General features: G+C 66.8%; 26 protein-coding genes. 21 read left to right on the top strand and 5 right to left on the bottom strand.

All coding sequences use genetic code 11. The annotated features are described in order from the left end of the window. Positions 1-35: 35 nt before the first annotated feature. Complete coding sequence (locus M2335_RS00630) at positions 36-521, bottom strand: cyclodeaminase/cyclohydrolase family protein (RefSeq protein WP_264577839.1); 486 nt, start codon at positions 519-521, stop codon at positions 36-38. A 47-nt stretch (positions 522-568) separates the two neighbouring features. Beyond that, entirely contained in the window at positions 569-1,933 is a 1,365-nt protein-coding gene (locus M2335_RS00625) for an MFS transporter (protein ID WP_264593464.1), read from the bottom strand. Positions 1,934-2,108: 175 nt separating this feature from the next. Here M2335_RS00625 and hemB point away from each other — a divergent pair, with 175 nt between their 5' ends. Genes hemB through M2335_RS00610 form a run of 3 tightly spaced genes read left to right on the top strand, consistent with a single transcriptional unit; the run spans position 2,109 to position 4,255 of the window. Then, the gene (hemB, locus tag M2335_RS00620) at positions 2,109-3,104 is read left to right on the top strand and encodes a porphobilinogen synthase (protein ID WP_181561559.1); all 996 of its coding nucleotides are present in this window, start codon (positions 2,109-2,111) and stop codon (positions 3,102-3,104) included. A 21-nt stretch (positions 3,105-3,125) separates the two neighbouring features. After that, the gene (locus M2335_RS00615) at positions 3,126-3,701 is read left to right on the top strand and encodes a GNAT family N-acetyltransferase (RefSeq protein WP_264593463.1); all 576 of its coding nucleotides are present in this window, start codon (positions 3,126-3,128) and stop codon (positions 3,699-3,701) included. Further along, positions 3,698-4,255 (top strand): gamma carbonic anhydrase family protein, encoded by a 558-nt coding sequence (locus M2335_RS00610; protein ID WP_181560915.1) that lies wholly within the window; start codon positions 3,698-3,700, stop codon positions 4,253-4,255. Before M2335_RS00615 ends, M2335_RS00610 begins: the two co-directional genes overlap by 4 nt. On the opposite strand, the gene M2335_RS00605 is transcribed toward M2335_RS00610, so the two are convergent. Next, complete coding sequence (locus tag M2335_RS00605; RefSeq protein ID WP_264593462.1) at positions 4,230-4,754, bottom strand: hypothetical protein; 525 nt, start codon at positions 4,752-4,754, stop codon at positions 4,230-4,232. The two genes, M2335_RS00610 and M2335_RS00605, sit on opposite strands and share 26 nt — an antisense overlap. Positions 4,755-4,981: 227 nt before the next feature. On the opposite strand from M2335_RS00605, the gene rplU reads away from it, so the two are divergent. From rplU to M2335_RS00590, 3 genes are all read left to right on the top strand, one after another. Further along, on the top strand, positions 4,982-5,344 hold the full coding sequence (gene rplU, locus M2335_RS00600) for a 50S ribosomal protein L21 (RefSeq protein WP_264595326.1): 363 nt from the start codon (positions 4,982-4,984) through the stop codon (positions 5,342-5,344). 90 nt (positions 5,345-5,434) lie between these two features. Continuing rightward, positions 5,435-5,704 (top strand): 50S ribosomal protein L27, encoded by a 270-nt coding sequence (rpmA, locus tag M2335_RS00595; RefSeq protein WP_181560913.1) that lies wholly within the window; start codon positions 5,435-5,437, stop codon positions 5,702-5,704. A gap of 230 nt (positions 5,705-5,934) precedes the next feature. Continuing rightward, positions 5,935-6,507: a GNAT family N-acetyltransferase gene (locus M2335_RS00590; protein WP_264593461.1), complete on the top strand. Its 573-nt coding sequence runs from the start codon at positions 5,935-5,937 to the stop codon at positions 6,505-6,507. Between the two features lie 230 nt (positions 6,508-6,737). On the opposite strand, the gene M2335_RS00585 is transcribed toward M2335_RS00590, so the two are convergent. Continuing rightward, positions 6,738-7,706, bottom strand: a complete 969-nt coding sequence (locus M2335_RS00585; RefSeq protein WP_264593460.1) for a magnesium and cobalt transport protein CorA — start codon at positions 7,704-7,706, stop codon at positions 6,738-6,740. 125 nt (positions 7,707-7,831) lie between these two features. Here M2335_RS00585 and obgE point away from each other — a divergent pair, with 125 nt between their 5' ends. From obgE to lptG, 7 genes are all read left to right on the top strand, one after another. Further along, entirely contained in the window at positions 7,832-8,902 is a 1,071-nt protein-coding gene (gene obgE / locus M2335_RS00580) for a GTPase ObgE (protein WP_181560910.1), read from the top strand. A 262-nt stretch (positions 8,903-9,164) separates the two neighbouring features. After that, positions 9,165-10,295 carry a glutamate 5-kinase gene (proB, locus tag M2335_RS00575; protein ID WP_264593459.1) on the top strand — a complete coding sequence of 377 codons (1,131 nt, stop codon included), beginning with the start codon at positions 9,165-9,167 and terminating at the stop codon, positions 10,293-10,295. Next, positions 10,292-11,215: an NAD-dependent epimerase/dehydratase family protein gene (locus tag M2335_RS00570; protein WP_264595325.1), complete on the top strand. Its 924-nt coding sequence runs from the start codon at positions 10,292-10,294 to the stop codon at positions 11,213-11,215. Before proB ends, M2335_RS00570 begins: the two co-directional genes overlap by 4 nt. A 101-nt stretch (positions 11,216-11,316) precedes the next feature. Next, positions 11,317-11,565, top strand: coding sequence for an acyl carrier protein (locus tag M2335_RS00565; RefSeq protein WP_181560908.1), 249 nt, complete (start codon positions 11,317-11,319; stop codon positions 11,563-11,565). 4 nt (positions 11,566-11,569) lie between these two features. Next, positions 11,570-12,829: a serine palmitoyltransferase gene (spt, locus tag M2335_RS00560; RefSeq protein WP_264593458.1), complete on the top strand. Its 1,260-nt coding sequence runs from the start codon at positions 11,570-11,572 to the stop codon at positions 12,827-12,829. A 212-nt stretch (positions 12,830-13,041) separates the two neighbouring features. Beyond that, positions 13,042-14,253 carry an LptF/LptG family permease gene (locus tag M2335_RS00555; protein ID WP_264593457.1) on the top strand — a complete coding sequence of 404 codons (1,212 nt, stop codon included), beginning with the start codon at positions 13,042-13,044 and terminating at the stop codon, positions 14,251-14,253. 3 nt (positions 14,254-14,256) lie between these two features. Continuing rightward, the gene (lptG, locus tag M2335_RS00550; protein WP_264574122.1) at positions 14,257-15,351 is read left to right on the top strand and encodes an LPS export ABC transporter permease LptG; all 1,095 of its coding nucleotides are present in this window, start codon (positions 14,257-14,259) and stop codon (positions 15,349-15,351) included. Positions 15,352-15,959: 608 nt separating this feature from the next. On the opposite strand, the gene M2335_RS00545 is transcribed toward lptG, so the two are convergent. Continuing rightward, on the bottom strand, positions 15,960-16,775 hold the full coding sequence (locus M2335_RS00545) for a flagellin (RefSeq protein WP_181560905.1): 816 nt from the start codon (positions 16,773-16,775) through the stop codon (positions 15,960-15,962). 374 nt (positions 16,776-17,149) lie between these two features. Here M2335_RS00545 and M2335_RS00540 point away from each other — a divergent pair, with 374 nt between their 5' ends. From M2335_RS00540 to M2335_RS00505, 8 genes are read left to right on the top strand one after another with little or no spacing between them, the layout of a single operon-like run. Beyond that, positions 17,150-18,409, top strand: a complete 1,260-nt coding sequence (locus M2335_RS00540; RefSeq protein ID WP_264593456.1) for a sigma-54 interaction domain-containing protein — start codon at positions 17,150-17,152, stop codon at positions 18,407-18,409. Between the two features lie 17 nt (positions 18,410-18,426). After that, on the top strand, positions 18,427-18,783 hold the full coding sequence (gene fliE, locus M2335_RS00535) for a flagellar hook-basal body complex protein FliE (RefSeq protein WP_181560903.1): 357 nt from the start codon (positions 18,427-18,429) through the stop codon (positions 18,781-18,783). Between the two features lie 4 nt (positions 18,784-18,787). Continuing rightward, positions 18,788-20,554, top strand: a complete 1,767-nt coding sequence (gene fliF / locus M2335_RS00530) for a flagellar basal-body MS-ring/collar protein FliF (protein ID WP_264593455.1) — start codon at positions 18,788-18,790, stop codon at positions 20,552-20,554. Further along, a complete protein-coding gene (gene fliG / locus M2335_RS00525) occupies positions 20,547-21,563 on the top strand; it encodes a flagellar motor switch protein FliG (RefSeq protein ID WP_264571519.1) in 1,017 nt (338 codons plus the stop codon). Before fliF ends, fliG begins: the two co-directional genes overlap by 8 nt. Further along, a complete protein-coding gene (locus M2335_RS00520) occupies positions 21,556-22,239 on the top strand; it encodes a flagellar biosynthesis protein (protein ID WP_264576891.1) in 684 nt (227 codons plus the stop codon). The genes fliG and M2335_RS00520 overlap by 8 nt, the downstream gene beginning before the upstream one ends. Next, on the top strand, positions 22,236-23,567 hold the full coding sequence (locus M2335_RS00515) for a FliI/YscN family ATPase (protein ID WP_181560899.1): 1,332 nt from the start codon (positions 22,236-22,238) through the stop codon (positions 23,565-23,567). The genes M2335_RS00520 and M2335_RS00515 overlap by 4 nt, the downstream gene beginning before the upstream one ends. Next, on the top strand, positions 23,564-23,992 hold the full coding sequence (locus tag M2335_RS00510; protein WP_264576889.1) for a hypothetical protein: 429 nt from the start codon (positions 23,564-23,566) through the stop codon (positions 23,990-23,992). The genes M2335_RS00515 and M2335_RS00510 overlap by 4 nt, the downstream gene beginning before the upstream one ends. Beyond that, positions 23,989-25,380, top strand: coding sequence for a flagellar hook-length control protein FliK (locus M2335_RS00505; protein ID WP_264593454.1), 1,392 nt, complete (start codon positions 23,989-23,991; stop codon positions 25,378-25,380). The genes M2335_RS00510 and M2335_RS00505 overlap by 4 nt, the downstream gene beginning before the upstream one ends.

Here is a 25,380-nt window from a genome sequence, read left to right as displayed (position 1 = left end):
CGATTAGCAAGCGCAGCGGCGCTTGGGTAGGGGAGCTATGCGCCTTCGGTTGCGTCGCCTGCGTTCTCCGAGCCATTGGCCTCCATGATCGCGGAGGCGGCGTCGGCCAGTCGGCGAGCGGCGAGGATGTCATTGGCCATGTTGGCGCGCAGCAGTGGCGCCAGCCGCTCGGCTTCAGCCATGAGTTGCGCGCAGAGCCAGGTGAAGCGGTCGGCCAGCGCCACCAGATCGTCCGCGGCCTGGGCTTTCTCACCCTCCGGGCGGGCGCGGACGAGGCGCGGAAAGCCGACGGCGTCCGCCTTGGCGGCGGCGAGCGCGCGATCCTGCAGGGCGCAAAGGCGCGCCGCCGAATCGTGCAAGGCAGGGTCGACAGGGGGATGGTGGAGGCTCACCGCGATCGCCTTGCGCAGGCAGGCAATGGCCATCGCCAGCGCACAGGCTGCAGCCGTGCCGGAGCCGGACGAGAGGTCGCCCGAGGCGATCTCCTCCAGAACATCCTCAAATGGTGCGCGCGCCAGCATGCGCCTTAAGCGGACCTGCGCAGATTCGGTTCCCGGGTCTTGATCCTTCAGGCCGGCAGCGGGACCGGGCGCCCGGCGGGCGGCATATGCTGGTCGACGATGAAGGAGGCTGCCGAGACGAGAATGGCGCCGACTGCCAGCACCGCGAAGAAGGGAATGACGCTGCCATTGCCCAGCTCCAGCAGCGCGCCGCCGAACGCGCTGGCCGACACCGCGCCGACCCGGCTCATGAAGATGCCGAAGCCGATTCCCGACGAGCGGCAGGAGGGCGGATAGCCATGGGTCATGATGACATACATGGTCGCGATGCCGCCGCTGAACGCCGCCGCCGAGGCGCCGATCAGGCTGACCACGATCAGCCGCTCGGTCTCGGTCGGCACCGGGGAGAGCGTCTCGACGAAAAAGCCGAGCGTGACGATGCAGAGGAACAGCGCGATGCTGATGCCGCTCATCACCGTGCGGGTGCCCAGCCGCCGGCTGAGGAAACCGGCGGCAATCGCCGCGACCATGGAGGTGATGCCCGCCACCGAGACGGCATTGCCCGCCTGGGGCAGGGTGAAGCCGGCGGCGGTCAGGAATGTGGTGGACCAGTTGAGGATGCCATAGGCGACGAGGGCGCAGGCGGTGAAGGAGGTGCAGACGCCGATGTTCATCCGCAGGTTGCTGCGATGGAGCACACCGATGGCAACGCCGGCGCCATCATCCGCGCGATGGCGCTCCGGCATGAGGTCGATGTCTTCATCCAGCACGCGGCGGGCAACGGCCTGCGCCTCCGCCTTGCGGCCGCGCGCGATGAGGAAGGAGGGGCTGTCGCGCAGCACGGCGATAATCAGCACGATGAGGAAAAGCGTCGCGATGCCGAAGACCATGAAGGTCCAGCGCCAGCTATAAAGATCCGACAGGGCCGGGGCGACCCAGCCGACCACGGCGCCGCCAATCGGGGTGCCGACCGAGAGCGAGCTGACCGTAATCGGCCGCAGCCGGTCCGGCAGCCACTCGCTGGCCATGGTCAGCGCGTTGGAATAGGCCGCGCCAAAGCCGATGCCGCTGACCAGCCGCCACAGGGCCATGCTGGTCACGCTGCCGGCCTGGCCTGCCGCGATGGTGCCGAGGCCGAAGATGATCGCGGCGAAGGCGAGGGCGTAGCGCCGCCCGATCCTGTCGCCCAGCATCCCGCCCAGCCAGCCGCCGAGACCGAAGCCGCTCAGCGCCGCGCTCATCGCAATGCCGAATGTGCCGCGATCCACGCCGAAATCGGCGATCACCAGGGGTGCGACGATGCCGAGCAGCTGCATGTCGATGCCATCGCTGACGAGGATGAGCAGGCAGATGCCGACCGTGATCCACTGAAACCTGCGCACGGGCCTGCTGGCCAGCGCGGCGCTGAATGTGGTGGCGGCGGTGGATGCCATGCCTGCCTCTCCCTTGGATCTGTTGTTGGCCGGATATCGGCCGTTTGCGACGGCGTAACGGATTGAATATCATTTGTCGAAGGAATGAACGTGGATGGGCGCGCCCCACCGTCTCTCAAGGGCGAGCGGCGCCGCAGCCATTGATCGGCGCGCGCGAGAGGCCTATTCCGCCGGCATGACGCACGCTGCCTATCCCGAGCTTCGCCTTCGCCGCACTCGCGCTGCCGCCTGGAGCCGCCGCCTTCATGCCGAGCATCGCCTGACGCCGGCCGATTTCATCTGGCCGCTGTTCATCACGGCGGGGCGCGGGGTCGAGGAGCCGGTCGGCTCGCTGCCGGGCGTCTCGCGCTGGTCGGTCGATCTCGCCGTGGCGCGCGCGCGGGAGGCTGCGGCGGCGGGCATTCCCTGCCTCGCCCTGTTCCCCAACACCCCGCATGATTTGCGCAGTGACGATGGCACGGAGGCGCTCAACCCGGATAATCTGATGTGCGAGGCGATCCGCGCGATCAAGGATGCCGTGCCACAGATCGGCCTGCTGACCGACGTGGCGCTCGACCCCTATACCGCGCACGGCCAGGACGGCCTGCTCGATGAAGCCGGCTATGTCGTGAACGATGCTACGGTGGAGATGCTGATCGGCCAGGCGCTCAATCAGGCCGCCGCCGGGGCGGACATCATCGCGCCGAGCGACATGATGGACGGGCGCATCGGCGCGATTCGCGAAGCGCTGGAGGCCGATGGTCACGCCAATGTGCAAATCATGGCCTATGCCGCCAAATATGCGAGTGCCTTTTATGGTCCGTTCCGCGATGCGGTGGGCTCGGGCGGGCTGCTCAAGGGCGACAAGAAGAGCTACCAGATGGACCCGGCCAATGGCGCCGAGGCGCTGCGCGAAGTGGCGATGGACATTGCCGAGGGCGCGGACAGCGTGATGGTCAAGCCCGGCCTGCCCTATCTCGATATCGTCGCGCGGGTGAAGGATGCCTTCAACATCCCGGTCTTCGCCTATCAGGTGAGCGGCGAATATGCGATGATCGAGGCTGCCGTGACCGTCGGCGCAGGCGAGCGCGACGCGCTGGTGATGGAAACGCTGATGAGCTTTAAGCGCGCCGGCTGTACGGGCGTGCTGACCTATCATGCGCTGCATGCCGCCCGGCTGCTGGGCGGCTGAGCGGGCCAGTGAGGGAACGCCATGGCCAGAATGATCGCTGAAACCGAGCGGCTGATCCTGCGGACCGAGCGGCCGGGCGATCAGGCGGTCTGGCTTGCCCACATGAACACGCCGGAAGTGCGGGCCTATCTGGGCGGCCCCAGACCGGCGGAGGCCATTGCGGACAATTTCGCGCGGATCGCGGCCGACTGGGAGACCAAGGGCATCTCGCTGGCGATGATCGAGCGCAAGTCCGACGGGCTGCTGCTGGGTGATTGCGGGCTTGGCCTCATCGATTCGCCGGAAGCCCCCGACGAGCTGGCCGGGCAGTGGGAGATCGGCTGGATCATCCGGCACGATTGCTGGCGCAGGGGCTATGCGCAGGAGGCTGCGCGGGCGATGTTGGCGCGGGCGTTCGGGCCGTGGGATCTGCCGGCGGTCTTCGCGCAGACCTCGCTCAGCAATCCGCCCTCCTGGGGCCTGATGGAGAAACTCGGCATGCGGCGTCGTGCCGATCTGGACTATGGTGACAGCCGTTATCCGGCGGCCGACAACCCCACGATCATCTATGAGATGCGGCGCGCGGACTGGACGGCGCTGAGCGAGGACAAGTCATGACCAGGCCTCTTATCCTTCCCTTCAACGGCAAGACGCCGAAGATTCACGAGACCGCCTTCGTGGCGCCGGGCTGCGTCATCATCGGCGACGTCGAGATCGGCCCGCAGGCCAGCGTTTGGTACAATTGCGTGCTGCGGGCGGACATCAACGCCATTCGCGTGGGCGCGCGCTCGAACATTCAGGATGGCAGCACTGTCCATGTCGAGAGCGATTTCGGCGATGGGGGCCATCCGGCGATCATCGGCGACGATGTGCTGATCGGGCATATGGCTATCATCCATGGCTGCACGCTGGAGAATCGCGCTTTCGTCGGCATGGGCGCCATCGTGATGGACGGATGCGTCATCGAGGGGGATGCGATGCTCGCGGCAGGCGCGATGCTCACGCCCGGCAAGCGCATGCCCTCAGGCCAGCTCTGGAGCGGGCGACCGGCCAAATATATGCGCGATCTGGGCGAGGCCGACCTGCACGGGATGCGGCGCGGCGTGGAGGCCTATGTCGAGGAGGCGGCGCTGCACACCGCCGCGCTCAAGGCTGCGGAAGCTGGCGCCTGAGGGCGTCGAGCGCATCATTCTGCGCGTCGACCATCGCGAGCACGCGCAGGCGGGCCGGATCGATGACGGCAAGGTCTGCGGCGACGCGGGCGGCATCCTCCGCGTCCTGCCGCTCGACAAAAAGCGTATCGAGCGCGGCGAGCGCGGCGACGCTTTCATAACGGGCACTGTCGAGCGCGCTGATCGCCGTCTGCGCGGTCACCCAGGATTCGCTGTTCGGGGCCGCCCCTGCGCCTGCTGCCACGCTGGCGCGACTGCCGGCGAGCAGGCTCTGAAAGGCCGTGTCGGCACTGCCTGCATCGCGGGTGAAGCGATCCACCTGCGTGGCGAGCGCCGGGTCCGGGGCGGCGGGCTTGATCGCCGGCGCCGGGGGCACGGTGCGGTCGCGGCTTTCGACCGGACGCTTAGCGAGCGACGGGAAGGCGCGCGGGTCGGCCTGCGCGTTGACGGCAGAGCCCAGAATCATCAGGGCGAAAAAGGCGGTGAGTCGGCGCAGCATGATGCCTTTCATTTAGGGTGGCGGGAGAAGCGCTTCAACCATGGCGCGCAGCCGGTGCCCGTTGCCGGTTTGATGGCGCGGCGCGTGAGGTTGCGCGGCGAAAATCCGAGTCTTTCCGTTGACAGGTCCAGCGACCCTCACTAAGGGGCCACATTCCCGCGCGGACAGCTCCAAATGGCTGTGCCATGCCGTTCGCGCCAAGCATTTGATTGATGGAAGTTAAGCCCATGTTCGCTGTCGTGCGTACGGGCGGCAAGCAATATCGCGTCGCCGCCGGAGACAAGATCGTCGTCGAGAAGATCGCTGGTGAAGCCGGCGAAACCGTCACGCTGGACGATGTCCTGCTCGCGGGTGACGGCTCGGAAATCAAGGACAGCAAGGGCCTCACGGTCTCGGCTGAGATCATTGCCCAGGCCAAGGGCGAGAAGGTGATCGTCTTCAAGAAGCGTCGCCGGCACAATTACCGTCGTCGCAACGGCCATCGCCAGCAGCACACGATCCTCAAGATCGTGGCGATCGGCGCCGAAGCGCCGAAGAAGAAGGCCGCCGCCAAGAAGGCCGACGCCGCTCCGGCAGCCGCCGAAGCCTGAGCCTGAATTTGGTTGATTGAGCATTTTCGGACGCAAAACCGGTTTCCACCTTTGCTGAAAATGCTCTGAAAGTTTCGAGGAGTTTAGACCATGGCACATAAAAAAGCTGGCGGTTCATCGCGCAACGGTCGCGATTCAGAATCGAAGCGCCTTGGCGTGAAGAAGTTCGGCGGCCAGAGCGTGCTCGGCGGCAATATTCTCGTCCGTCAGCGCGGCACGAAGTTCTACCCGGGCCGCAATGTCGGCATCGGCAAGGACCACACCCTGTTTGCGCTTACCGAAGGTCGCGTGGTGTTCCACGACGGCAAGCTCGGTCGCAAATTTGTGTCTGTGGACGTGATGGCGGAAGCCGCGGAATAATCGGACGATTCATGACAGGGATCGTCCAGCGGGACGATCCCTTGGTGAGCCGGTGCCGGTTCATCTGAAACCAAGGGAGAAGGGATCGCCCCTCCTCCCTTTTTCTTGTTCTCCCTGGACCCTCGATAGACCTCGGCGCGTCAGGAGCACGGTTGCTCGCAGCGTTCGCAAGGCTGTCTCACAGGCGTCATCTGTCTGCGGCAGAGCGCCCCGGAACCGGAGACAAGACCATGTTTGCACGTACCCCCCGTTTGCTGCTGCGGCCCGGCTGGCCGGAAGATGCGCAGGCGCTCTATGCCGCCATCGCGGATGAAGCGATCGTGCGGAATCTTGCCCGCGCGCCCTGGCCCTATACGCTGGACGATGCGGTCGATTTTCTCGCCGGCGATCACGATCCGCTGCAGCCCAAGTTCCTGGTGATGAAGCGCACGCAGGGAATACCGCGTCTCATCGGCTCCTGCGGCATCCACGCGCAGGACGATGGCGCGCTGGAACTGGGCTATTGGGTCGCGCGCCCCTATTGGGGCCTGGGTTTCGCGACCGAAGCCGCCTCCGCCGTGATGCAGATCGCCCGCGCGACGGGCGTGCGCAACATTCGCGCCAGCCATTTCACCGACAATCCCGCCTCCGGCCGGGTGCTGCGCAAGCTCGGATTCCGGCCGACGGGCCGCCCCGAGCCGCGCCACAGCCGTGGCCGCAATCGCGCCGATCTCTGCCAGTTCTATGAAGAGGGCGGCGAAGGCGACATGCGCGAGGACGTGGCGGTGGAAATTTACGCGGATCGCGAGCCCGTCGCGGCCTAGGCCAATCGACATTCAGTCCTGACGGCCTGCAAATGGCGGCTTCCCGCGCTTCCGGTGCTCACGTACTAGAAGTACGCTGCGTCCGGGGCGCAGAAATCCACCATTTTGCCCTCCGGTCGCTTCGACTCCGCCACGTCATCTTCTGAATGTCGATCGGCCTGCTGGTCGCGTGACGGCGATGCGTTTGGCGGTCCGTGGCCGTGCTCACCCCGAGCGCGGCCGCAGACCGCTCACAGCCAGCCGAGCTTGCGGAAGCGCCGATAGAGCAGGGCGCAGATGATCGCGATGCCGCCCAGCACGATGAAATAGCCATAGCGCCACTGCAATTCAGGCATGTTGCTGAAATTCATGCCGTAGATGCCGGCAATGGCGGTGGGCACAGCGAGAATCGCGGCCCATGCCGCCAGCATCCGGGTGATGTCGCCCTGTCGGCGCTGTTCGAGCAGGCTGCTCGTTTCCGCAACGGAGGTCAGATAGTCGCGCAGCCCGGCGACGCGATATTCGACCCGCCGGACATGATCCAGCACGTCGCGGAAATAGGGCAGTATGTTCTCATCGATGTTCGGCTGGACATGATTGACCATGCGCCCGGCAACGTCGCTCATCACCCCGAGGATGCGCTGGAAGCGGACGATCTCCCGGCGGGTCGCGAAAATCTGGCGGATCTGGTCTGAGTCGAGGAAGGCCTCGCCGGCAGCGGCTTCCATCGCCAGCACCTGTTCCTCCAGCGCATCGACGACCGGGAAATAGCCGTCGACGATGAAGTCCATGATCGCGTGCAGCACATAATCCGGGCCGTGGGCCAAGGCGGCGGGCGCGCTCTCCAGCCGGGCGCGCAGATCCGAATGCGCCCGCGCCGAACCGTGGCGCACGGTGACGATGAAGTCCGCGCCGAGAAAGACCGAGGTCTCCCCATAGCCAATGAGATCGCCTTCCAGATGCGCCGTGCGCAGGATCAGGAAGAGCTGGTCTCCGTACAGCTCCAGCTTGGGCAATTGTTTGCCCTTGCGCGCGTCTTCCTGCGCGAGCGGGTGCAGGCCGAAACAGGTGCCGACCTGGGCCAGTTCTTCGGCATCCGGCTCATGCAGGCCGATCCAGACGAACTCGCCCGCCGGCAGCCGGTCATGGCGGGGGCAGTGGATGTCGACATCCCCCACAACCTCGCCATTGCGATATCGCCGTGCTGCTATGACGGTCACGCGCGTGCCTTTCACCAGTCGAACCCGGCTGAGGTAACGCCTCGCCGGAGAAATGGAAGCATGGGAAGGCGGGCCCGTATGAGGCTGCGCTTCACCTTTGCGGGCAAAGGCCTTATGGGCGGCCGATGCATTTCCTAGATCAGGCCAAGATTTTCATTCGCTCGGGTGCGGGCGGGCCGGGAGCGGTCAGCTTCCGGCGCGAGAAATATATTCAATATGGCGGCCCCAATGGCGGCAATGGCGGCAAGGGTGGCGACATCATCTTCGAGGCGGTGCCCGGCCTCAACACGCTCATCGACTTCCGCTACACCCAGCATTTCAAGGCGCCACGCGGCGGCCATGGCGAGGGTGGCGACCGCACCGGCGCGGGTGGGGATGATCTCGTCATCAAGGTGCCAGTGGGCACGCAGGTCATCTCCGAGCCGGATGAAGAAGGCTATAGTGAAGTGCTGGCCGACTTCACCGAGCCCGGCCAGCGGATCGTCCTGCTGCGCGGCGGCGATGGTGGCCGCGGCAATGCCAGTTTCAAGACCAGCACGAATCGCGCGCCGCGCCAGCACGGCACCGGTTGGCCGGGCGAGGAGCGCTGGGTGTGGCTGCGCCTCAAGCTGCTAGCCGATGTGGGGCTGGTCGGACTGCCCAATGCCGGCAAGTCGACCTTCATCAATCAGGTGACCAACACCAAGGCCAAGGTCGGCGCCTATCCGTTCACGACGACTAAGCCGCAGCTCGGCGTGGTGCTGCACAAGGGGCGCGAATTCGTGCTGGCCGATATTCCGGGGCTGATCGAGGGCGCCTCGGAAGGCGCAGGCATCGGCGACCGGTTCCTCGGGCATATCGAGCGCTGCCGGGTGCTCATCCACCTCATCGACGCGACCGGGGACGATCCGGTCGAGGCCTGGCGCATCGTGCAGACCGAGCTGGAGAATTATGGCGAGGGGCTGGAGGACAAGCCGCAGCTTCTCGCGCTCAACAAGGGCGATCTGCTCGGGCAGGAGCTGATGGAAGATGTCGCCAAGGACCTGAAGAAGGCCGGCGCAGGCAAGGCCTTCATCATCTCCGGCGCAACCGGCGAGGGCATGGAGGCGCTGCTCGATGCCGTGCTGCCCATGCTGGGCGAGGTTCACCGCGCCGAGGCCGAGGAGAAGGCCGCGCAGGAAGGTGAGGTGGAGGACAAGCCATGGTCCCCCATTTGAGGATGTATCTCCCCTCCTCTTTAGAGGAGGGGGCGGGGGTGGTGATGCGCCGGTGTCGGGTGCGCGGCGCTCACGCCCCATCGTCCAGCACCACCCCAACCCCTCCTCTGAAGAGGAGGGGCTTTTCCCCCGTCCCCCGCGCCGTTCGTGTCGAGCGAAGTCGAGACACGGCTGGCACAGGTCTCGCGTGTCTCGACTTCGCTCGACACGAACGGGGGGTTTGTTCTGGGCATGAGAGAAGAGTGCGTTGGGGATACCCATCATGACTGACGCCCTCACCGGCTTCCCGCCCGCCGCCATTCGGCGCATTGTCATCAAGGTCGGCTCGGCGCTGCTCGTCGCCCCGGACGGCTCCGTGCGGCGCGACTGGCTGACCAGCCTTGTGGACGAGATCGCCGCCCGCCGCGCGGATGGGCAGGAGATTATCGTCGTGTCCTCCGGCGCGATTGCGCTTGGCGCGCGCCGTCTGGGCCTCGCCAAGGGGGGGCGGGCGACGCTGGAGGATGCGCAGGCTGCGGCCGCCGTCGGCCAGATCGCGCTCAGCCAGGTCTGGGCCGACCTGCTTGCCGGGCACGATATTCCCGCCGCGCAGATGCTGGTGACGCTGGGCGACCTTGAGGATCGCCGCCGTTACCTCAATGCCTCCGCCACGCTGGACCGGCTCGCGGGCCTCGGCGTGGTGCCGGTGGTCAATGAGAATGACAGCGTCGCCACCGAGGAAATCCGTTTCGGCGACAATGACCGGCTGGCCGCGCGCATCGGCCAGGCGGCAGGCGCCGATGCGGTGGTGCTGCTCTCCGATATCGACGGGCTCTACACGGCGAACCCCCACAGCAATCCCGATGCCACATTGATCCCGCTGGTCGAGAAGATCGACGCCGCCGTGCTGGCTATGGGCGATGGCAACAGCGCCTCGGGCATGGGATCGGGCGGCATGATCTCCAAGCTGCAGGCCGCGCAGATCGCGACCGGCGCCGGTGCGCATCTGGCGATCATTTCCGGCCGTGTCGATGCGCCGCTCGGCCATTGGCAGAGCAGCGGACGCGGAACAGTGTTCCGCGCCTCGGCCAAACGCGGCGGGCGCAAGGGCTGGCTGGCCGGGCGCCTCACCGTCAAGGGCAAGCTCAGCGTCGATGCCGGCGCGACCGAAGCCCTGCGCAAGGGCCGCAGCCTGCTGCCGGCCGGTGTCACCGGCACGAGCGGCGTCTATGCGCGCGGCGATGTGATCGATATCGTCGGGCCGGATGGCGCGGTGATTGCGCGCGGTCTCGCGCAATATGACAGCCAGGACGCCGAGCGGATCATCGGCAAGCGCAGCGCTGAGGTTGCCGGACTGCTCGGCGGTACCCCGCGCGCCGCGATGGTCCATCGCAGCTATATGGTGCTGCTCTGAGCACGCTTGCCCTCACCGGCGCCACCGGCTTTGTCGGCAAGGCGACGGTGGAGACGGCGCTGGCCGCCGGCCATGCCGTGCGCGCGCTGACCCGCCGCCCCCAGCCGCCGCGCGAGGGCGTGAGCTGGATTGCCGGCTCGCTGGAGGATGCCGCCGCGCTGGATGCGCTGGTCGCCGGCGCGGATGCGGTCATCCACATTGCCGGCGTAGTCAATGCACCGACCCGCGCCGGCTTCGAGGCGGGCAATGCCACCGGCACTGCGGCTGTTATTGCCGCCATGCGGCGTGCGGGCGTCATGCGGCTCGTCCATGTCTCCAGCCTCGCGGCGCGCGAGCCGGGGCTCTCCGATTATGGATGGTCGAAAGCGGAAGCCGAGCGGCATGTGCAGGCAAGCGGGCTCGACTGGACGATGATCCGCCCGCCCGCGATCTACGGTCCGGGTGATGCCGAACTGCTGGAGCTGTTCCAGATGGCGACGCGCGGCTTCGTGCTGCTGCCGCCGGGCGGGCGTCTCTCAGCCATCCATGTCGATGATCTGGCCGATCTGCTGGTGCGGCTCGGCGCGCGGCAGGGCGGCGAGACGCAGGGCAAAGTCTATGAAGTGGACGATGGCACGCCCGAAGGCTGGAGCCATGTCGATTTCGCCCGGGCCATTGGCCGCGCCGTGGGGCGTGCCTCGGTGCGGACGATTTCCATGCCGTCCGCCCTGGTCCGCCTCGGCGCCCGCATCGACCGGCTGCTGCGCGGCGACAAGGCGCGCTTGACGCCCGACCGCGCCGCTTATTTCTGCCATGCCGACTGGGTGTCGAAGGCAGCATTGCATCCGCCAGCCGATCTCTGGCGCCCGGCCATCGCCGCCGAGGCGGGCCTTGCCATGACCGCGCAGGCCTATCGCGACAAGGGCCTGCTGCCGCGCTGATGCCCGAATCCCGCCTTATTCGCTTGCCATAGGCAGGGCGAAGCGGGCATTCGGCTCGCAACAGGGCCTTATCGGGCTATTACGGAAAGAAAGTCGCAGCCATGTCGGACCGTCAGGACGTCTACGCGCAGATCGCAGCGCAGATCGAACCCTTCAACAAGAAGGGCGTCGCCTTGAGCGACAGCACCACCTTCGCTGGCGACCTGGAGTGGGACAGCCTCACCGTCATGGATTTCGTCGCCGCGATCGAGGACGAGTTCGAGATCATCATCACCATGAACATGCAGGCGGAGATCGAGACGGTCGGCCAGCTCGTCGATGCGGTGATGAAGCTGAAGGCGGAGGGCTGAAGCCATGGCGAGCGTGATCGACGGGGCAGAAACCACCATGCGCGTGGCGGAGGCCGACAAGGACCTGTTCTCCAAGTTCGACCCCCTGATCGCCGAGCGCGAGGCGCTGCTGGCGACTGGTGTGCGCGATCCCTTCGCCATCGTGATGGACGAAGTGAAGTCGCCCACGCTTGCGGTGATCAAGGGCAAGGAGACGATCCTGCTCGGCACCTATAACTATATGGGCATGACCTTCGACCCGGACGTGGTCGCGGCGGGCAAGAAGGCGCTGGACGAGTTCGGATCGGGCACCACCGGCAGCCGCGTGCTCAACGGGACCTACCAGACCCACAAGGCCTGCGAGGATGCGCTCAAGGACTTCTATGGCACCAAACATGCCATGGTGTTCTCGACCGGCTATCAGGCCAATCTCGGCATGATCTCCACGCTGGCCGGCAAGGGCGATTACATCGTGCTGGATGCCGACAGCCATGCCAGCATCTATGATGGCTGCGCACTCGGCAATGCCGAGATCGTGCGCTTCCGCCACAACAGCGTGGAGGATCTGGACAAGCGCCTCGGGCGCCTGCCGGCCGATGCGCTCAAGCTGGTCGTGCTGGAGGGCGTCTATTCGATGCTCGGCGACGTCGCGCCGCTGCCGGACATGGTTGCCGCGATCCGCAAGCACCCCAATTGCATGATTCTCGTCGATGAGGCGCATGGCATGGGCTTCTTCGGCCCCAATGGCCGTGGCGTCTATGAGGAGCAGGGCGTCGAGAAGGAGATCGATTTCGTCGTCGGCACCTTCTCCAAGTCGGTCGGCACGGTCGGCGGCTTCTGCGTCTCGGATCATCCCAAGTTCGATGTGATGCGCTTGGTCTGCCGGCCTTATGTGTTCACCGCCTCGCTGCCGCCGAGCGTCGTCTCCACCGCCGCGACCTCAATCCGCAAGCTGATGCACGCCAGCGAGAAGCGCGCGCATCTGTGGGAGAACAGCCGCCGCCTGCACAAGGGGCTGATCGATCTCGGCTTCACGCTCGGCACCAAGACGCCGCAATCGGCGATCATCGCCGTCATCCTCACCGACCAGACGCAGGCCGTGGCGATGTGGCAGGCGCTGCTGGAGCTGGGCCTCTATGTGAACATGGCGCGCCCGCCCGCAACGCCGGCCGGCACCTTCCTGCTGCGCTGCTCGCTCTGCGCCGAGCATTCGAGCGAGCAGGTCGGCCAGATTCTCGAGATGTTCGCCACGGCGGGCCGGATGACGGGCACCATCGCTGGCTGATCGACCGGCCGGGCCTGTCACAGCCCGGTCAAGCCGCCCGTTGGTCGCACGACCGGGCGCCTTCCCGGCTCCGGCTGGCGCGTGGCGCTATGATCTGGCGGGCGCTGATACACTCTAAGGTTGCGGCGCGGGCGCATCCCGCTTACGGCCTTGCCGTGTCCGGACCTTCCGGCCGGGCCACCTGAACCGGCTCAAGGAACCTGCGGACTCTCATGCTGACCGCTCTGGACCGCTACATGGCGAGGCTGATCGCGGTCCCGCTTTTCGCAAGCCTCATCGTTGCGGCGATGCTTCTGGTGCTGGACCGGATGCAGCGGCTGTTCGTGTTCGTCGCGACCGAGGGCGGTCCGGTGAGCGTGGTGTGGCGGATGCTCGCCAATCTCCTGCCCGAATATCTCGGCCTTGGCATCCCCATCGGCCTCATGCTCGGCATCCTGCTGGCGTTCCGCAAGCTGGCTCTGTCCTCGGAGCTGGATATTCTGCGCGGCGTCGGCCTCTCCTATACGAAACTGCTCAAAGTGCCGTATATGTACGCCATCGCGCTGGCGATCCTGAACCTGACCATCGTTGGCTTCATCCAGCCGGACAGTAAATATGCCTATGAGCGGCTGCGGTTCGAGCTGCGATCGGGCGCGCTGGGCGCGTCCATCAAGGTCGGCGAGTTTACCAAGCTGGGCGACGGCATCACCATCCGCATCGAGGAGAGCGAGGACGAAGGCAAGAAGCTGAGCGGCATCTTCGCGCGCATGGACAGTGACGGCGGCCAGTCGCTGGCGGTCACCGCCGCGCGCGGCCAGTTCCTGGCGACCGACGACCCCGATACGATCATCATGCGCCTTACCGATGGCGTGCTGGTGCATAATTCGCCCAGCTTCACCGAGCCGCGCATCCTCTCCTTCTCCAACCACGATCTGCCGATCTCGCTGCCGAAGATCGAGGAGTTCCGCACGCGGGGCGATGGCGATGTGGAACTGAGCCTGCCGGAGCTGTTCCGCGCCGGCCTCAGCCGCGATACGGCGCTCGGCCGGGCGCAGGCTTGGTCGAACTTCAATTTCCGCGTCGTGGAAGTGGCGATGATGATGTTGCTGCCGCTCGCGGCGATTGCCTTCGCGATCCCGCCGAAACGCTCGACCTCCGCGCTCGGCGTCTTCCTGTCGATCGTCTTCATCGTCACCTATCACAAGATCAACCAGACGATGCAGTCGCTGGGCGCACTGGGCCGGATCGATCCGTTTCTGGGCCTGTGGGGACCGTTCCTCATTTTCGCCGGGATCATCGCCTGGCTCTATTATCAGACCGCCTATGTGCCCGGCGGCCAGCCCATCGGCGCGCTGGATCGTCAGTTCGCCAAGCTGCTCGGCCTGTTCAAGTCGCTGCTCAAATGGTTCGGCGACCGGCGTTACCGCAAGGCACATCGGGGGTAGGCCATGCTGCTCAACTTCTTCCCTTCCCGCGCGCTGGCGCTGTATCTGGGCAAGACCTTCCTGCTGCGTTGCCTGGCGATGCTGGCGATGCTGGTGCTTATCCTGCAGATGCTCGATCTGCTGAGTGAGGCAGGCAAGGTGCTGGCCTATCCCGGCAATGGCGATGCGCAGCTGTGGCAATATGTCAGCCTGCGCGCGCCGCAGATCATCTCCCGCTTCCTGCCCTTCTCGGTGCTGCTCGGCACGCTGATCACGCTGGCGACGCTCAATGCCAATAGCGAGGTTGTGGCGATGAAGTCGGGCGGGCTCTCGGCCCACCAGATTCTCGCGCCGCTCATATTGGCCAGTCTTGCCGTGGCGGCGATCAGCTATGTGTTCAACGAGCGGGTAGTGGTGCGCGCCACCGCGACGCTCACCGCCTGGGAGGCCGCCAAGTTCGGTCCCATCCCCTCGGACCCGGGGGTCAAGGGCAATGTCTGGGTGCGGCACGAGGATGATCTCATCCGGGCCGGGACGATCACCGGCCGCGGCAATGCCGTGCGGCTGCAGGACGTGAACGTGTATGACCGGCATAACAACGCCCTGATCTCCATCGTCTACGCTAAGCACGGGCGCTTTACCCCGGATGGCTGGCTGCTTGAGGATATCCGCGTGTTCGATGTCGTGCGCGGGGTCAGCCGCCATGTCGACCGGATGGTTGTCGGCAAGGGGGTTACGCCGGACCAGTTCACGCTGTCTTCGGTCGATCCCGACGCCATGTCCTTTGCCGATCTGAGCGAGGCGATCGATACCTTGCGCGAGGCGGGGCGCCCGGTTGCATCGCTCGAAGGGTCGCTCTGGCACAAGATCAGCGGGCCCTTGTCGGCATTGCTCATGCCGTTGCTGGGCTCTGTCGCCGCTTTTGGTATTGCACGCTCCGGCAAGCTGTTCGTGCGCGCGGTGATCGGCATGGCGTTGGGCTTCGCCTTCTTCGTGGCCGATAATTTCGCGCTCTCCATGGGCAATCTGGGGGTGTACCCCCCGATGCTGGCGGCCTGGGCGCCGTTCCTGCTCTTTCTGGTGGTTGGCGAAGCGGTGTTGATTACCACGGAGGAATAGCGCTCTGCCCGGATGGGCGGGGCGGTCCTTCGATACGCCGCTTCGACAGGCTCAGCAGCTACTCAGGACGAACGGAAGTGGATCCTTGGCACGCCACGTGCTGGATCGGAGCGGAACCGACACTGTTTTCCCAAGCTCGGAATTTTGTCCACGCCGCCTAACCTCCCGTTCGTGTCGAGCCCTTCGACTGCCCGCAGGGCGGGCGCTCAGGATAAACTTCAGCCGAAGGCTGAAGTCGAGACACGGTACGCTTCACCCTTCTCGACTTCGCTCGAAGCGAACGGAGTGGTGGTGCGATGGAAGGGATCATGGCTGGCCACTCCCCTTCTGGCCTCCGCCCATTGCATGTCCGCATGAGCATCAGGCTGGCGAGCGGCGCCTTCATGCGCGCTCCACGTGCCCGATCAACACCTCTCGCTTGTCCGCCGGGGGCCGGCGCCTCGCTCGCCTACAGGAGAAGAAACCCTCCGCCCGGGGGAGCGAAGGGTTTCCATATTCCCTGTTGGGGATGCTGACCCCCGGCACGATGGGGACTCTATGGTGCCGGGGGTCAACCGGGCCGGCGAGTGTGGACCAGTACCCTCGCCGTCCGATCTTAGGTGCTGCCCTTAGCGGAGCAGGCTGAGCACGCCCTGCTGGCTCTGGTTCGCCTGAGCGAGCATCGCCGTGGAGGCCTGGCTGAGGATCTGGTTCTTGGCGAGCGCCGTCGATTCCTCGGAGAAGTCGGCGTCTTCGATCCGCGAACGGGCGTCGGACAGGTTGGTGATCGTGGTGGTCAGGTTGCTGGCAGCCGATTCGAGGCGGCTCTGCGTGGCACCGAGATTGGCACGGCCGGTAGCAACCGCTTCGATCGCCGTGTCGATGGCGGTCATCGCTGCACCGATCGTCGTGCCGGCGCCGCCGATGTTCGGTGCGGCGGTGGCGAGCGCGGTGAGCGCCGTCGTTACGGTCGAGGTGTCAACCGAGACAGTGTCGGTCGAGCCGGTGCCGACCTGGATCGAGGTGGCCGTCGCGCTGAACAGGGCCACGCCGTTGAACTCCTGACCCTGCACCTTAGCGATCTGGTCGGTCAGCGCGGTGACTTCCGCCTGCAGATTGTCACGAGCGGCGGTGTCGTTGGTGCCGTTCTTCGCCTGCACAGCCAGTTCCTTCATGCGGACCAGCATGTTGGAGATGTCGCCCAGCGCGCCTTCAGCGGTCTGCGCCAGCGAGAGGCCATCATTGGCGTTGCGGCGTGCGGCAGCGAGGCCACGGACTTCGGCGGTCATCTTGGTGGCGATGGCGAGGCCGGCGGCGTCGTCCTTCGCGGTGTTGATGCGCTTGCCGGAGGACAGGCGCTCCATGGCCTGCGACAGGCCCTGATTCGCAGCGGCCGAGGCATTCTGGGCCCGAATCGCGGACACGTTGGATGCAATAACAGTCATGTGGTTTCCTTTCCCGCTTCACTGAGGGTCGCTGCCCTTTGGCGGTGGCGGCCTCGAAACCACAGAACGGATAAGGCCTCAGGAGCTTTAGGTGACCGTCTCAAATTTCCCGAAATCACCGATTAATATAATGAAATAAAACGATATATTTTGCAACAAAGTGCGGCGGGATGGTTCGTCGAGAGGGAGAGCGGAGGCTCTGCACGTCAAGCGCGACATGATTTTCGCGCCTTCAGACGGTCGGCAAAATCCTGCCGCACTGCGGCAATGGTTCGCCGTCGTTAACCGAATGCTAAGCATTTTTTATCACTTTTAACGGGCAAGACGGGGGTGGCTCGCAAGAGCCCGGACTGGACCAAAACGGGGGCTTACGCATGTTGCATGTCGACATGAGTCAGCGCGTACAGCGGCTGTTGCCGGATCTGGACGTGTGGCTCGATACTGCCTGCTTTTCTGTACGAACGGTGGGCGCGGACACGCCGCGTGGTAAATCGATCCAGCGCATTCTCCTCGCCGAGGAAATTGCCGATGCCACATGTCGTGACCTGCTGATCGAGTGGCGCGAGGGCGCGCCGCGCTTCATGCCGGCCTCCAATGGCTTCCCCGCCCGCATTGCCTTCGGTGCGCAGGACAAGGCGATGGCCTTTGCCCTGATCGCCGAACTGCTCCGCCCCGCGCGGATGCCGGCAGTGGGAGACGAGAGCAGCGCCATGCTGATGCGCCTCGCCCAGCGGATCGCCGCCAGCGATGCGACGGTGCTCGTCCAGGGCGAGACCGGCACAGGCAAGGAGGGCATTGCACGCTTCCTTCATGATATGAGCCCCCGCGCCGACAAGGACTTCATCGCCGTCAATTGCGCCGCGCTGCCGGAAACCATGATGGAGGCGATGCTCTTCGGTCACAAGAAGGGCAGCTTCACCGGTGCTGGCGCGTCGTCCGACGGCCTGTTCCTCGCTGCCAATGGCGGCACGCTGTTCCTCGACGAAATCGCCGAACTGCCGCTGGCTTTGCAGGCCAAGCTGCTGCGCGCGCTGCAGGAAGGCGAAGTGCTTCCCGTCGGCGCGACGCATCCGGTCCCGGTCGATGTGCGCGTCGTCGCCGCCTGCAACCGCGATCTTTCAGCGGAGGCCGATGCCGGTCGGTTCCGCGCGGATCTTTACTGGCGGCTCAACGTGATGCCGCTGCACCTGAGCGCGCTCGCAAGCCGCCCGGGTGACATTCCGGCGATCACCGCCTCGTTTCTGCTGCGCCATCAGGGCGGCCAGTCCGGCTTTGCCTGGCCGACGCCCGCAGCGCTGGCGCATCTTGGTGCGCACAGCTGGCCGGGCAATGCCCGCGAGCTGGGCAATGTCCTCCAGCGGGCCATCGTGCTGCGGGAAGGCGACCAGATCGACGTGAGCGATCTCAGCCTAGCCGGCAACGCCATGCCCGCGCCCGTTCCGGCCGAGCCCGCGCCGCTGCCGGCCCGTGCTCGTCTTCAGGATGTCGCCCGCGCCTCGGCGATGGACGCCATTCGCCTCGCCCTGCGTGACACCGGCGGGCATCGCGCCCGCGCGGCGCGCATCCTTGGCATTTCCGAACGTACCCTGCGCTACCGTCTCGCTGAAATGCGTGACCTCGCGCTGGCCAGCTAAGCGCAGGAGGCATCATCATGTCGGGACTTTCCGTCGATAGCGTGCTGGCCCTGCGCCAGAGCATTCTCCAGCGTAACTCCGCGATCCAGGACGCCGCGAAAAGCGCCGCCGGTGCCGCGACCGGCGGCGCGCCCGCCAGCAGCCCTGCAGGTGGCGCCGATTTCGCGGACGCCATGCGCAGCGCCATCGAGGGCGTGAACAAGCTGCAGACCCAGTCGAGCGACGCGACCGCTGCCTATGAGCGCGGCGAGACCACGGACATCGCGGCGGTGATGCTGACCCGCCAGCAGGCGTCGGTGGGCTTCGAGACGACCCTGCAGGTCCGCAACAAACTCCTGTCCGCCTACAAGGACATCATGAGCATGCCGGTGTAATGAGATGAGCGACGCGAACATCACCACCACCACTGGCAACCAGGCAGCGATGCAGCCCGGCTTGCCCGCCCTCTCCGGGTCTGGCGCGGGCTTTGCGGCCGGCGCGCAGGGCATGAAGCTGCGCCTCACCGGCCTGCTCCAGCAGCCCGCGGTGCAGCGCAGCCTGCCGATGATCGGGCTCATCACCGTTGCCGCGCTCGCCGCGCTGGCCTGGCTGGCATTGCGCGAGCCGCCGCAGCGTGACCTGTTCCGGGGCTTGCCGGAGGCCGATCAGGCCGCCGTGGCCGAGGCGCTGGGCAAGAGCGGCATCGCCTATAATTTCGATCAGACGAGCGGTGCGATCACCGTCGCCGAGACCGATTATTTCAACGCCAAGATGAAGCTCGCCGCCGAGGGCCTGCCCCGCAGCGCGCCGACCGGCGACACGCTGATCGACTCCATGCCGATGGGCGCGAGCCGCGCCGTCGAGGGCGAGAAGCTGCGCAGCGCGCGCGAAATGGATCTGGCCCGCACCATCGAGGCGATCGATGCGGTCACCAAGGCGCGGGTCCACCTCGCGGTCGAGGCGCCGAGCATCTTCCTGCGGGAGCGCTCCCGCCCGACGGCATCCGTGATGCTGCAGCTGGCTAATGGCCGCTCGCTGTCCGAAGGGCAGGTTGAGGCCATCGTCCATCTCGTCGCCTCCTCCGTGGGCGACATGGCGCCGGAATCGGTGTCGGTCGTCGATCAGAATGGCCGCCTGCTCAGCAATGCGACCGGGGCGGGCGCGGAGACGGATCGGCAGATCCAGATCCAGAGCCGCATCGAGGATCGCTACCGTCAGGCTGTGACCGCGCTGCTCACACCGATCATCGGTGCCGGCAAGTTCTCGACCGAGGTGCATGCCGAGGTGAACTTCGCCGAGCGGCAGGCCACGCGCGAAACCTATCCGCAGGACGAAGCCCGGCTGCGCGCCGAAACCGGCAGCTGGAACACGGATGCGCAGGGCAATGCCAATGCCACGCCGGGCGGCATCCCCGGCGCGCTGCAGCCCAATCCGCCGGTCAATCCCGCCGATCCGGGCGGCCCGCCGCCGACGCAGGCGCAGGCACAGGCCAACGCCATGCAGACGCCGCCCGCACCCGGCATGCCGCCGTTCAAGACGACCGAAACCTTCAACCGCAGCTTCGAGCTGGGCCGCGAAGTCTCCGTGACGCGGGACGCCGTGGGCACCGTCCAGCGCTTGTCCATCGCCGTCGCGCTGGATCAGGGCACCGATGGCAAGCCGCGCACGCCGCAGGAGATCGCGGCGCTCGAGGCGCTGGTCAAAGGCGCAATCGGCTTCGATCAGGCGCGCGGTGACGTGGTGGCGATTTCCTCGCGCAAGTTCGCCGAAGCCGCCGGGGACGCCGCCACCGATGCGACGCCCTGGTATCAGGAAGCCTGGGTGGCGATGCTCGCCCGTAACGTCTCGGCCCTGCTCGTCGCGCTGCTGCTGCTGGTCGGCATCGGCCGTCCGCTGCTCAAGCGCTGGTCCGCCGCGCAGGCGGAGCGTCAGGTGCTCGATGCGCAGATCGGCCAGCAGATCGGCACGGAAATCCAGGCCGAGATCGGCCGGGCCTCGGCGGCGGTGCATGACCCCGCTCAGCCCGTGACCCTCGATATGATCAGCGCCACGCATGACTATAGCGATCGCGCCACGCTGATCCGCAACTTTGTGAAGCAGGACCCCGATCGCGCGGCGCTCGTCGTTCGCGATCTCCTCAAGGATGGAGTGAAGGCCGATGGCTGAGGTCGAAGCCGCTCGCCCGCTCACCGGCAGCGCCGCTGCCGCCGTGCTGCTGATGCTCTTCGAGGAAGACGAAGCCGCGCAGATCCTCTCCCGGCTGGAGCCGGACGAGGTGCGCCAGCTCGGTTACGCCATGTATGACGTGGCCGATGTCGAGGTGGACGAGGTGAATGCCGCGCTCGACCAGTTCGTCTCCAAGGCGCGCGGCCGCACCACCATCGGCTACGGGGCGACGCAGCATATTCGCGGCGCCATGCACAAGGCGCTCGGTCCCGACCGCGCGGACAATATGCTCGCGCGCATCACGCCGCCGACGCGCTCGACCAAGCTCTCGATGCTCAAATGGATGGAGCCGGCCGAGATTGCCGCGATCATCGAGCCCGAGCATCCGCAGATCATGGCCATCGTGCTGGCCCATCTGGACCCCGCCGTGGCGGCCGCGACGCTGCAGCTGCTGCCGGCCGAGGTGCAGGACGATGTCGTCTATCGCGTCGCCACGCTCGGCCCGGTGAGCACCGAGGCGCTGGACGAGCTGGAGCAGCTCATCGCCTCCCGCCCGGCGCAGGGCCGCTCGTCCGCCGGCACCACCAAGCGCGGTGGCACCAGCGAGGCCGCCGCGATCATGAACAACATCCGCAAGGATCATGAGCAGCGCATCATCAAGGCGCTGAACAAGCGCGACCGCAATGTCGCCCAGCTCATCGAGGATGAGATGTTCGTCTTCGAAAATCTGCAGGCCCTGTCGGACAAGGATTTGGGCACGCTCATGCGGGCGGTGGACAACGCCATTCTCGTCGTCGCGCTCAAGGGGGCGAGCGACACGCTGCGCACGCGCATCCTGGGCTGCATGTCGCAGCGCGCCGCCCAGTCCATTCAGGACGAGATGGACGAGCGCGGCCCGATGCGCCTTGCCGAAGTGATGGAAGCGCAGAAGGCGATCATCGCCGAGGCGCGCCGCATGGGCGAGGAAGGGGCGATCATGCTGGGCGGAAAGGGCGACGACTATGTCTAGGATCTGGTCGGCCGATAGCGTCAGCGGCGCCGCGCCGCTGGAGAGCTGGGGCAATTTCGGCAGCGTCGGGCGCGATGGCAGGGGCTTTCGCCACCTCTATGCCGAGGAGCAGGGCCATCGGGCCTGGAACGTCACCTTCCCCGGCGGAAGCGGGCCCGGCGGCGACTATGATGAGACGCTGGCCGTTCAGGCGCCGGTCGACCCCATTGAGGAAGCCGCGCGCGATGCCTTCGTGCAGGGCTTTCAGGAAGGCGAGCGCATCACGCGCGAAGCCGCCGAGCAGGACGATGCGGCGCGGCGGGAGCTGGCTGCCGCCGTTCTGGCGCTCGGCAAAGTGGATGAAGGCGCCTTCGCCACGCTGCTGTCCCAAGCGGTCATCCGTCTGGTCGGCCAGATTGTGGGTGAAGTGCCGATCGACGCCGATGTGCTCCGTGCGCGCTGCGAGGCGGTTGCCGCCTGCATCGACACGGACGACGCCAAGGCCCGGCTGGAGGTCAACCCCGAGGATCTGCCGCTGTTGCAGGCCGAGCCGCTGCGCTTCTCGCTGGCGGCCAGCGCCGATGTGCCGCGCGGATCGGTCCGTCTCGCCACGGCGGAGGGCTGGATCGAGGATGGCCCCGACGTGCGCCTCGCGCGCCTCAAGGCGCTGATGGATGATATGGAGGGCCGACTGTGATCCAGGCGGAACTCGCCCGCGCCACGCGCTTGCTCGATCATATGCAGGTGCCCAATCAGGCGCCGCGCCATGTCGGCCGGCTGGTCGGCCATGATGGCGGGATGCTCGAAGTGACCGGCTTTTCCCGCCCCATCGGCGCCGGCGCGCGTATTCGTGCGGCCGATGGTACGTCGGTGCGGGCCGAGGTCGTCGGCTTCCGGGGCAGCCGCGCCGTGCTGGTGCCGCTCGATCAGGATGCGCCGCTGGAAAATGGCGCGCGCGTCGAGCCGGACAGCGCCGCCAACATGGTGCAGGTCGGTGAGGGGCTGATCGGCCGCGTCATCGATGCCATGGGACAGCCGCTCGATCGCAAGGGGCCGGTGCTTGCCAATGGCCAGTGGCCGCTGGCCGGCGTGCGCGGCAATGTGCTGGATCGCGGCAGGGTGCTGGAACGCTTCGATCTCGGTGTGCGCGCGGTGAATGCGTTGCTCACGGCCGGGCGCGGCCAGCGTATCGCCATCATGGCCGGTTCGGGCGTCGGTAAATCGGTGCTGATGGGCCAGATGATTGCTGGCGCCGAGGCGGACGTGATCGTCACCGGCCTGATCGGCGAGCGCGGCCGCGAGGTCAGCGACTTCCTCGAGACCAAGATCGGCGGCGCGCTCATGAACAAGAGCGTCGTGGTTGCCGTGCCGGCCGATCATCCGCCGGTGCTGCGCCTGCGCGCGGCTGCCCGCGCGACCGCCATCGCCGAATATTTCCGCGCGCGGGGCAAGCAGGTGCTGCTGCTCATCGACAGTCTCACCCGCTGCGCCCATGCCCAGCGCGAGATCGGCCTGTCGCTGGGCGAGCCGCCGGCGATGAAGGGCTATCCGCCCTCGGCGCTGTCGCTCATCCCCCGCCTTGTCGAGCGCGCCGGCGTGGACAGCCGCTCGGGCGGATCGATCACCGCGATCTACACTGTGCTGGCCGATGGCGACGATACCGACGACCCCATCGTCGACACCGCGCGCGCCATTGTCGACGGGCATATCGTGCTCTCGCGGCACCTCTCCGAACAGAGCATCTTCCCGGCCATCGACGTCGGGCGCTCGCTCTCGCGCGTCATGGCGGACATCGTGGATGACGAGCATCTGCGCGCCGCCGCCAATTATCGGCGGCTGTGGGCGGCCTATGAGGAAAATCGCGACCTCATCCTGATGGGCGCCTATCGCCCCGGCAACGATCCGACCATCGACGAGGCCGTGGAACGCCGGCAGCAATTGCTGGGCTTCCTGCGCCAGAGCAGCAAGTCCACGATTGACGTCGATACCAGCGCCGCAGCGTTGATCGCGGAGTTCGGGGCATGAGCCGCATGGTCGCCGCGCGCAAGCGCCTCGTCCGGGTGCGGGACGTGCAGCATAATCAGGCCGTCGCCGCGCTCACGCTTGCGCAGGACGAGGCGAGCCAGATTGCCAGCAATGCCCGCCGCATCGCGCAGGTGCGCGAAGAGCTGTGCGGCCAGAGCGGGCAGCAGATTGGTGGACTCTTCGCTGCGCGGCGCGAACTCGCCAGCCGCCTCGAACGCGCCGGCCGGCAGCTCGATGGCGCGCTGTTCGATGCCAATCGGCGGATCGACGCGCGCGATGCGGAACGGGTGGTGGCGGATCGTGAACGCGAAATCGCCGAGCGCCTCAAGGACAAGGCCAAGGCCGCACGGGAAGCACTGCGCGAAGCCAGGCTGGCCGCGCAGCCGCGCGTCCGGCGGATGCAGAACAGGGGACTGGAAGAATGATCAACATCACGTCGCTCTTCAGCATGATGACGGGGCGCACGCCTGCTGCCGATGCGAAGGCCGGGGAGCCGGGCCTCGCCACGGGCGGGCAGTTCGCTGCGCTTGTCGAACTGGCTGCGCTGAACGGCAACGCTCCGGCGGCCGGGAGCGCGGGCCTCAGCCTTGTCGTCGACAATGACGGGACCGCCACGACCGGCCCGGCCGGCGCCCCGGACGAAGGCTTCAGCGCCGATATCCTCGCGCTGGTCGGCGGTGAAAAGCTGGCTTTGACAGCCCCCGATCGGTTCGCGAGCCAGCCTCAGCAGGCTGTTACCGTCGCGGCTCAGCTGCAGGCGCAGCAGGCCCAGCAGGGCGCTGCGACAGCGCCGCCGCCCCAGGATGCCGCCCTGGCGTTGACCGAAGGCGAGCCGAATGCAGACGGCGAGGCCGGTGACACGGCCGCGACGGATGATGGCGCCACCAACGCTGCGGCGCCCGCGCAGCCGCTGCAGGCACAGGTCATTCCCTTCCCGCTCGCACCCGGCATGCCGGCCATGGCTGCGCACGTCGCCGCCGGGACCGGACCCAAGGGAGGCCGGGCCGCCGCTTCAACGCAGGATGGCGCGACCGTGGCCGCTGGTGTGGCGGCGCTCGCTGCCCCCAAGGCCGATGGGGCGGACTCTCCAAAGGCGGAGGGGGCCAGCCTGGCAGATGCTCTGGCGGCGCAGGGCGCCACGACCGGTAAGGCAGCGGCGCCGGCTCCAGACATGGCCCAGCGCTTCGTGATCGACCTGCCGGTCGGCATCTCGACCGAGAGCGGCGCTGTCAGCAGCGGTGGTGGTGCCGGACCGGCGGCGCCTTCGGCAGCCTCGGCGCTGGGCGCACAAATTATCGACATGGGCGTCTCGGGCCAGTGGATCGATCGGCTTGCCCGCGAAATTGCCGGGCTGGCGGAAGGCGGCGGGCATAGCCGCTTCTCGCTCAACCCGCCGCATCTTGGCCGGCTTGAGGTCGATGTGTTCCAGGGCGCCGGCGCCATGGACATCCGCCTTACGGCCGAAACGGACGAAGCCGCACGGCGCCTCAACGAAGGGCGCGGCACGCTGCAGGCCGATGCACGTCTTGCCACCCTGCATCTCGGGCAGATCACGGTCGAGAAGGCCGGCGCCTCCTCGGATGCCGCGCGCGATCAGGGGCAGGCCCAAAATCAGGCGCAAAATCAGGCGCAAAATCAGGCTCAGGGCCAGGCCCAGCGCGATCTGGCGAGCCAGATGCAGCAGCAGGGTCGCGGACAGGATGGCGATCGCGGGACATCGTTCCCGCGCGTCGCCGGGGAACAATCTCGCCAGCCCGATGAGAGCAGGGTCGCCGCGCGCGACAGTGCCGACGGGCATGTGCGCTTTGCTTAA

The sequence above is a fragment of the Sphingobium sp. B12D2B genome (genome assembly GCF_025961775.1).
GTDB lineage: Bacteria > Pseudomonadota > Alphaproteobacteria > Sphingomonadales > Sphingomonadaceae > Sphingobium.
This window is presented reverse-complemented; position numbering and strand designations above follow the sequence as displayed.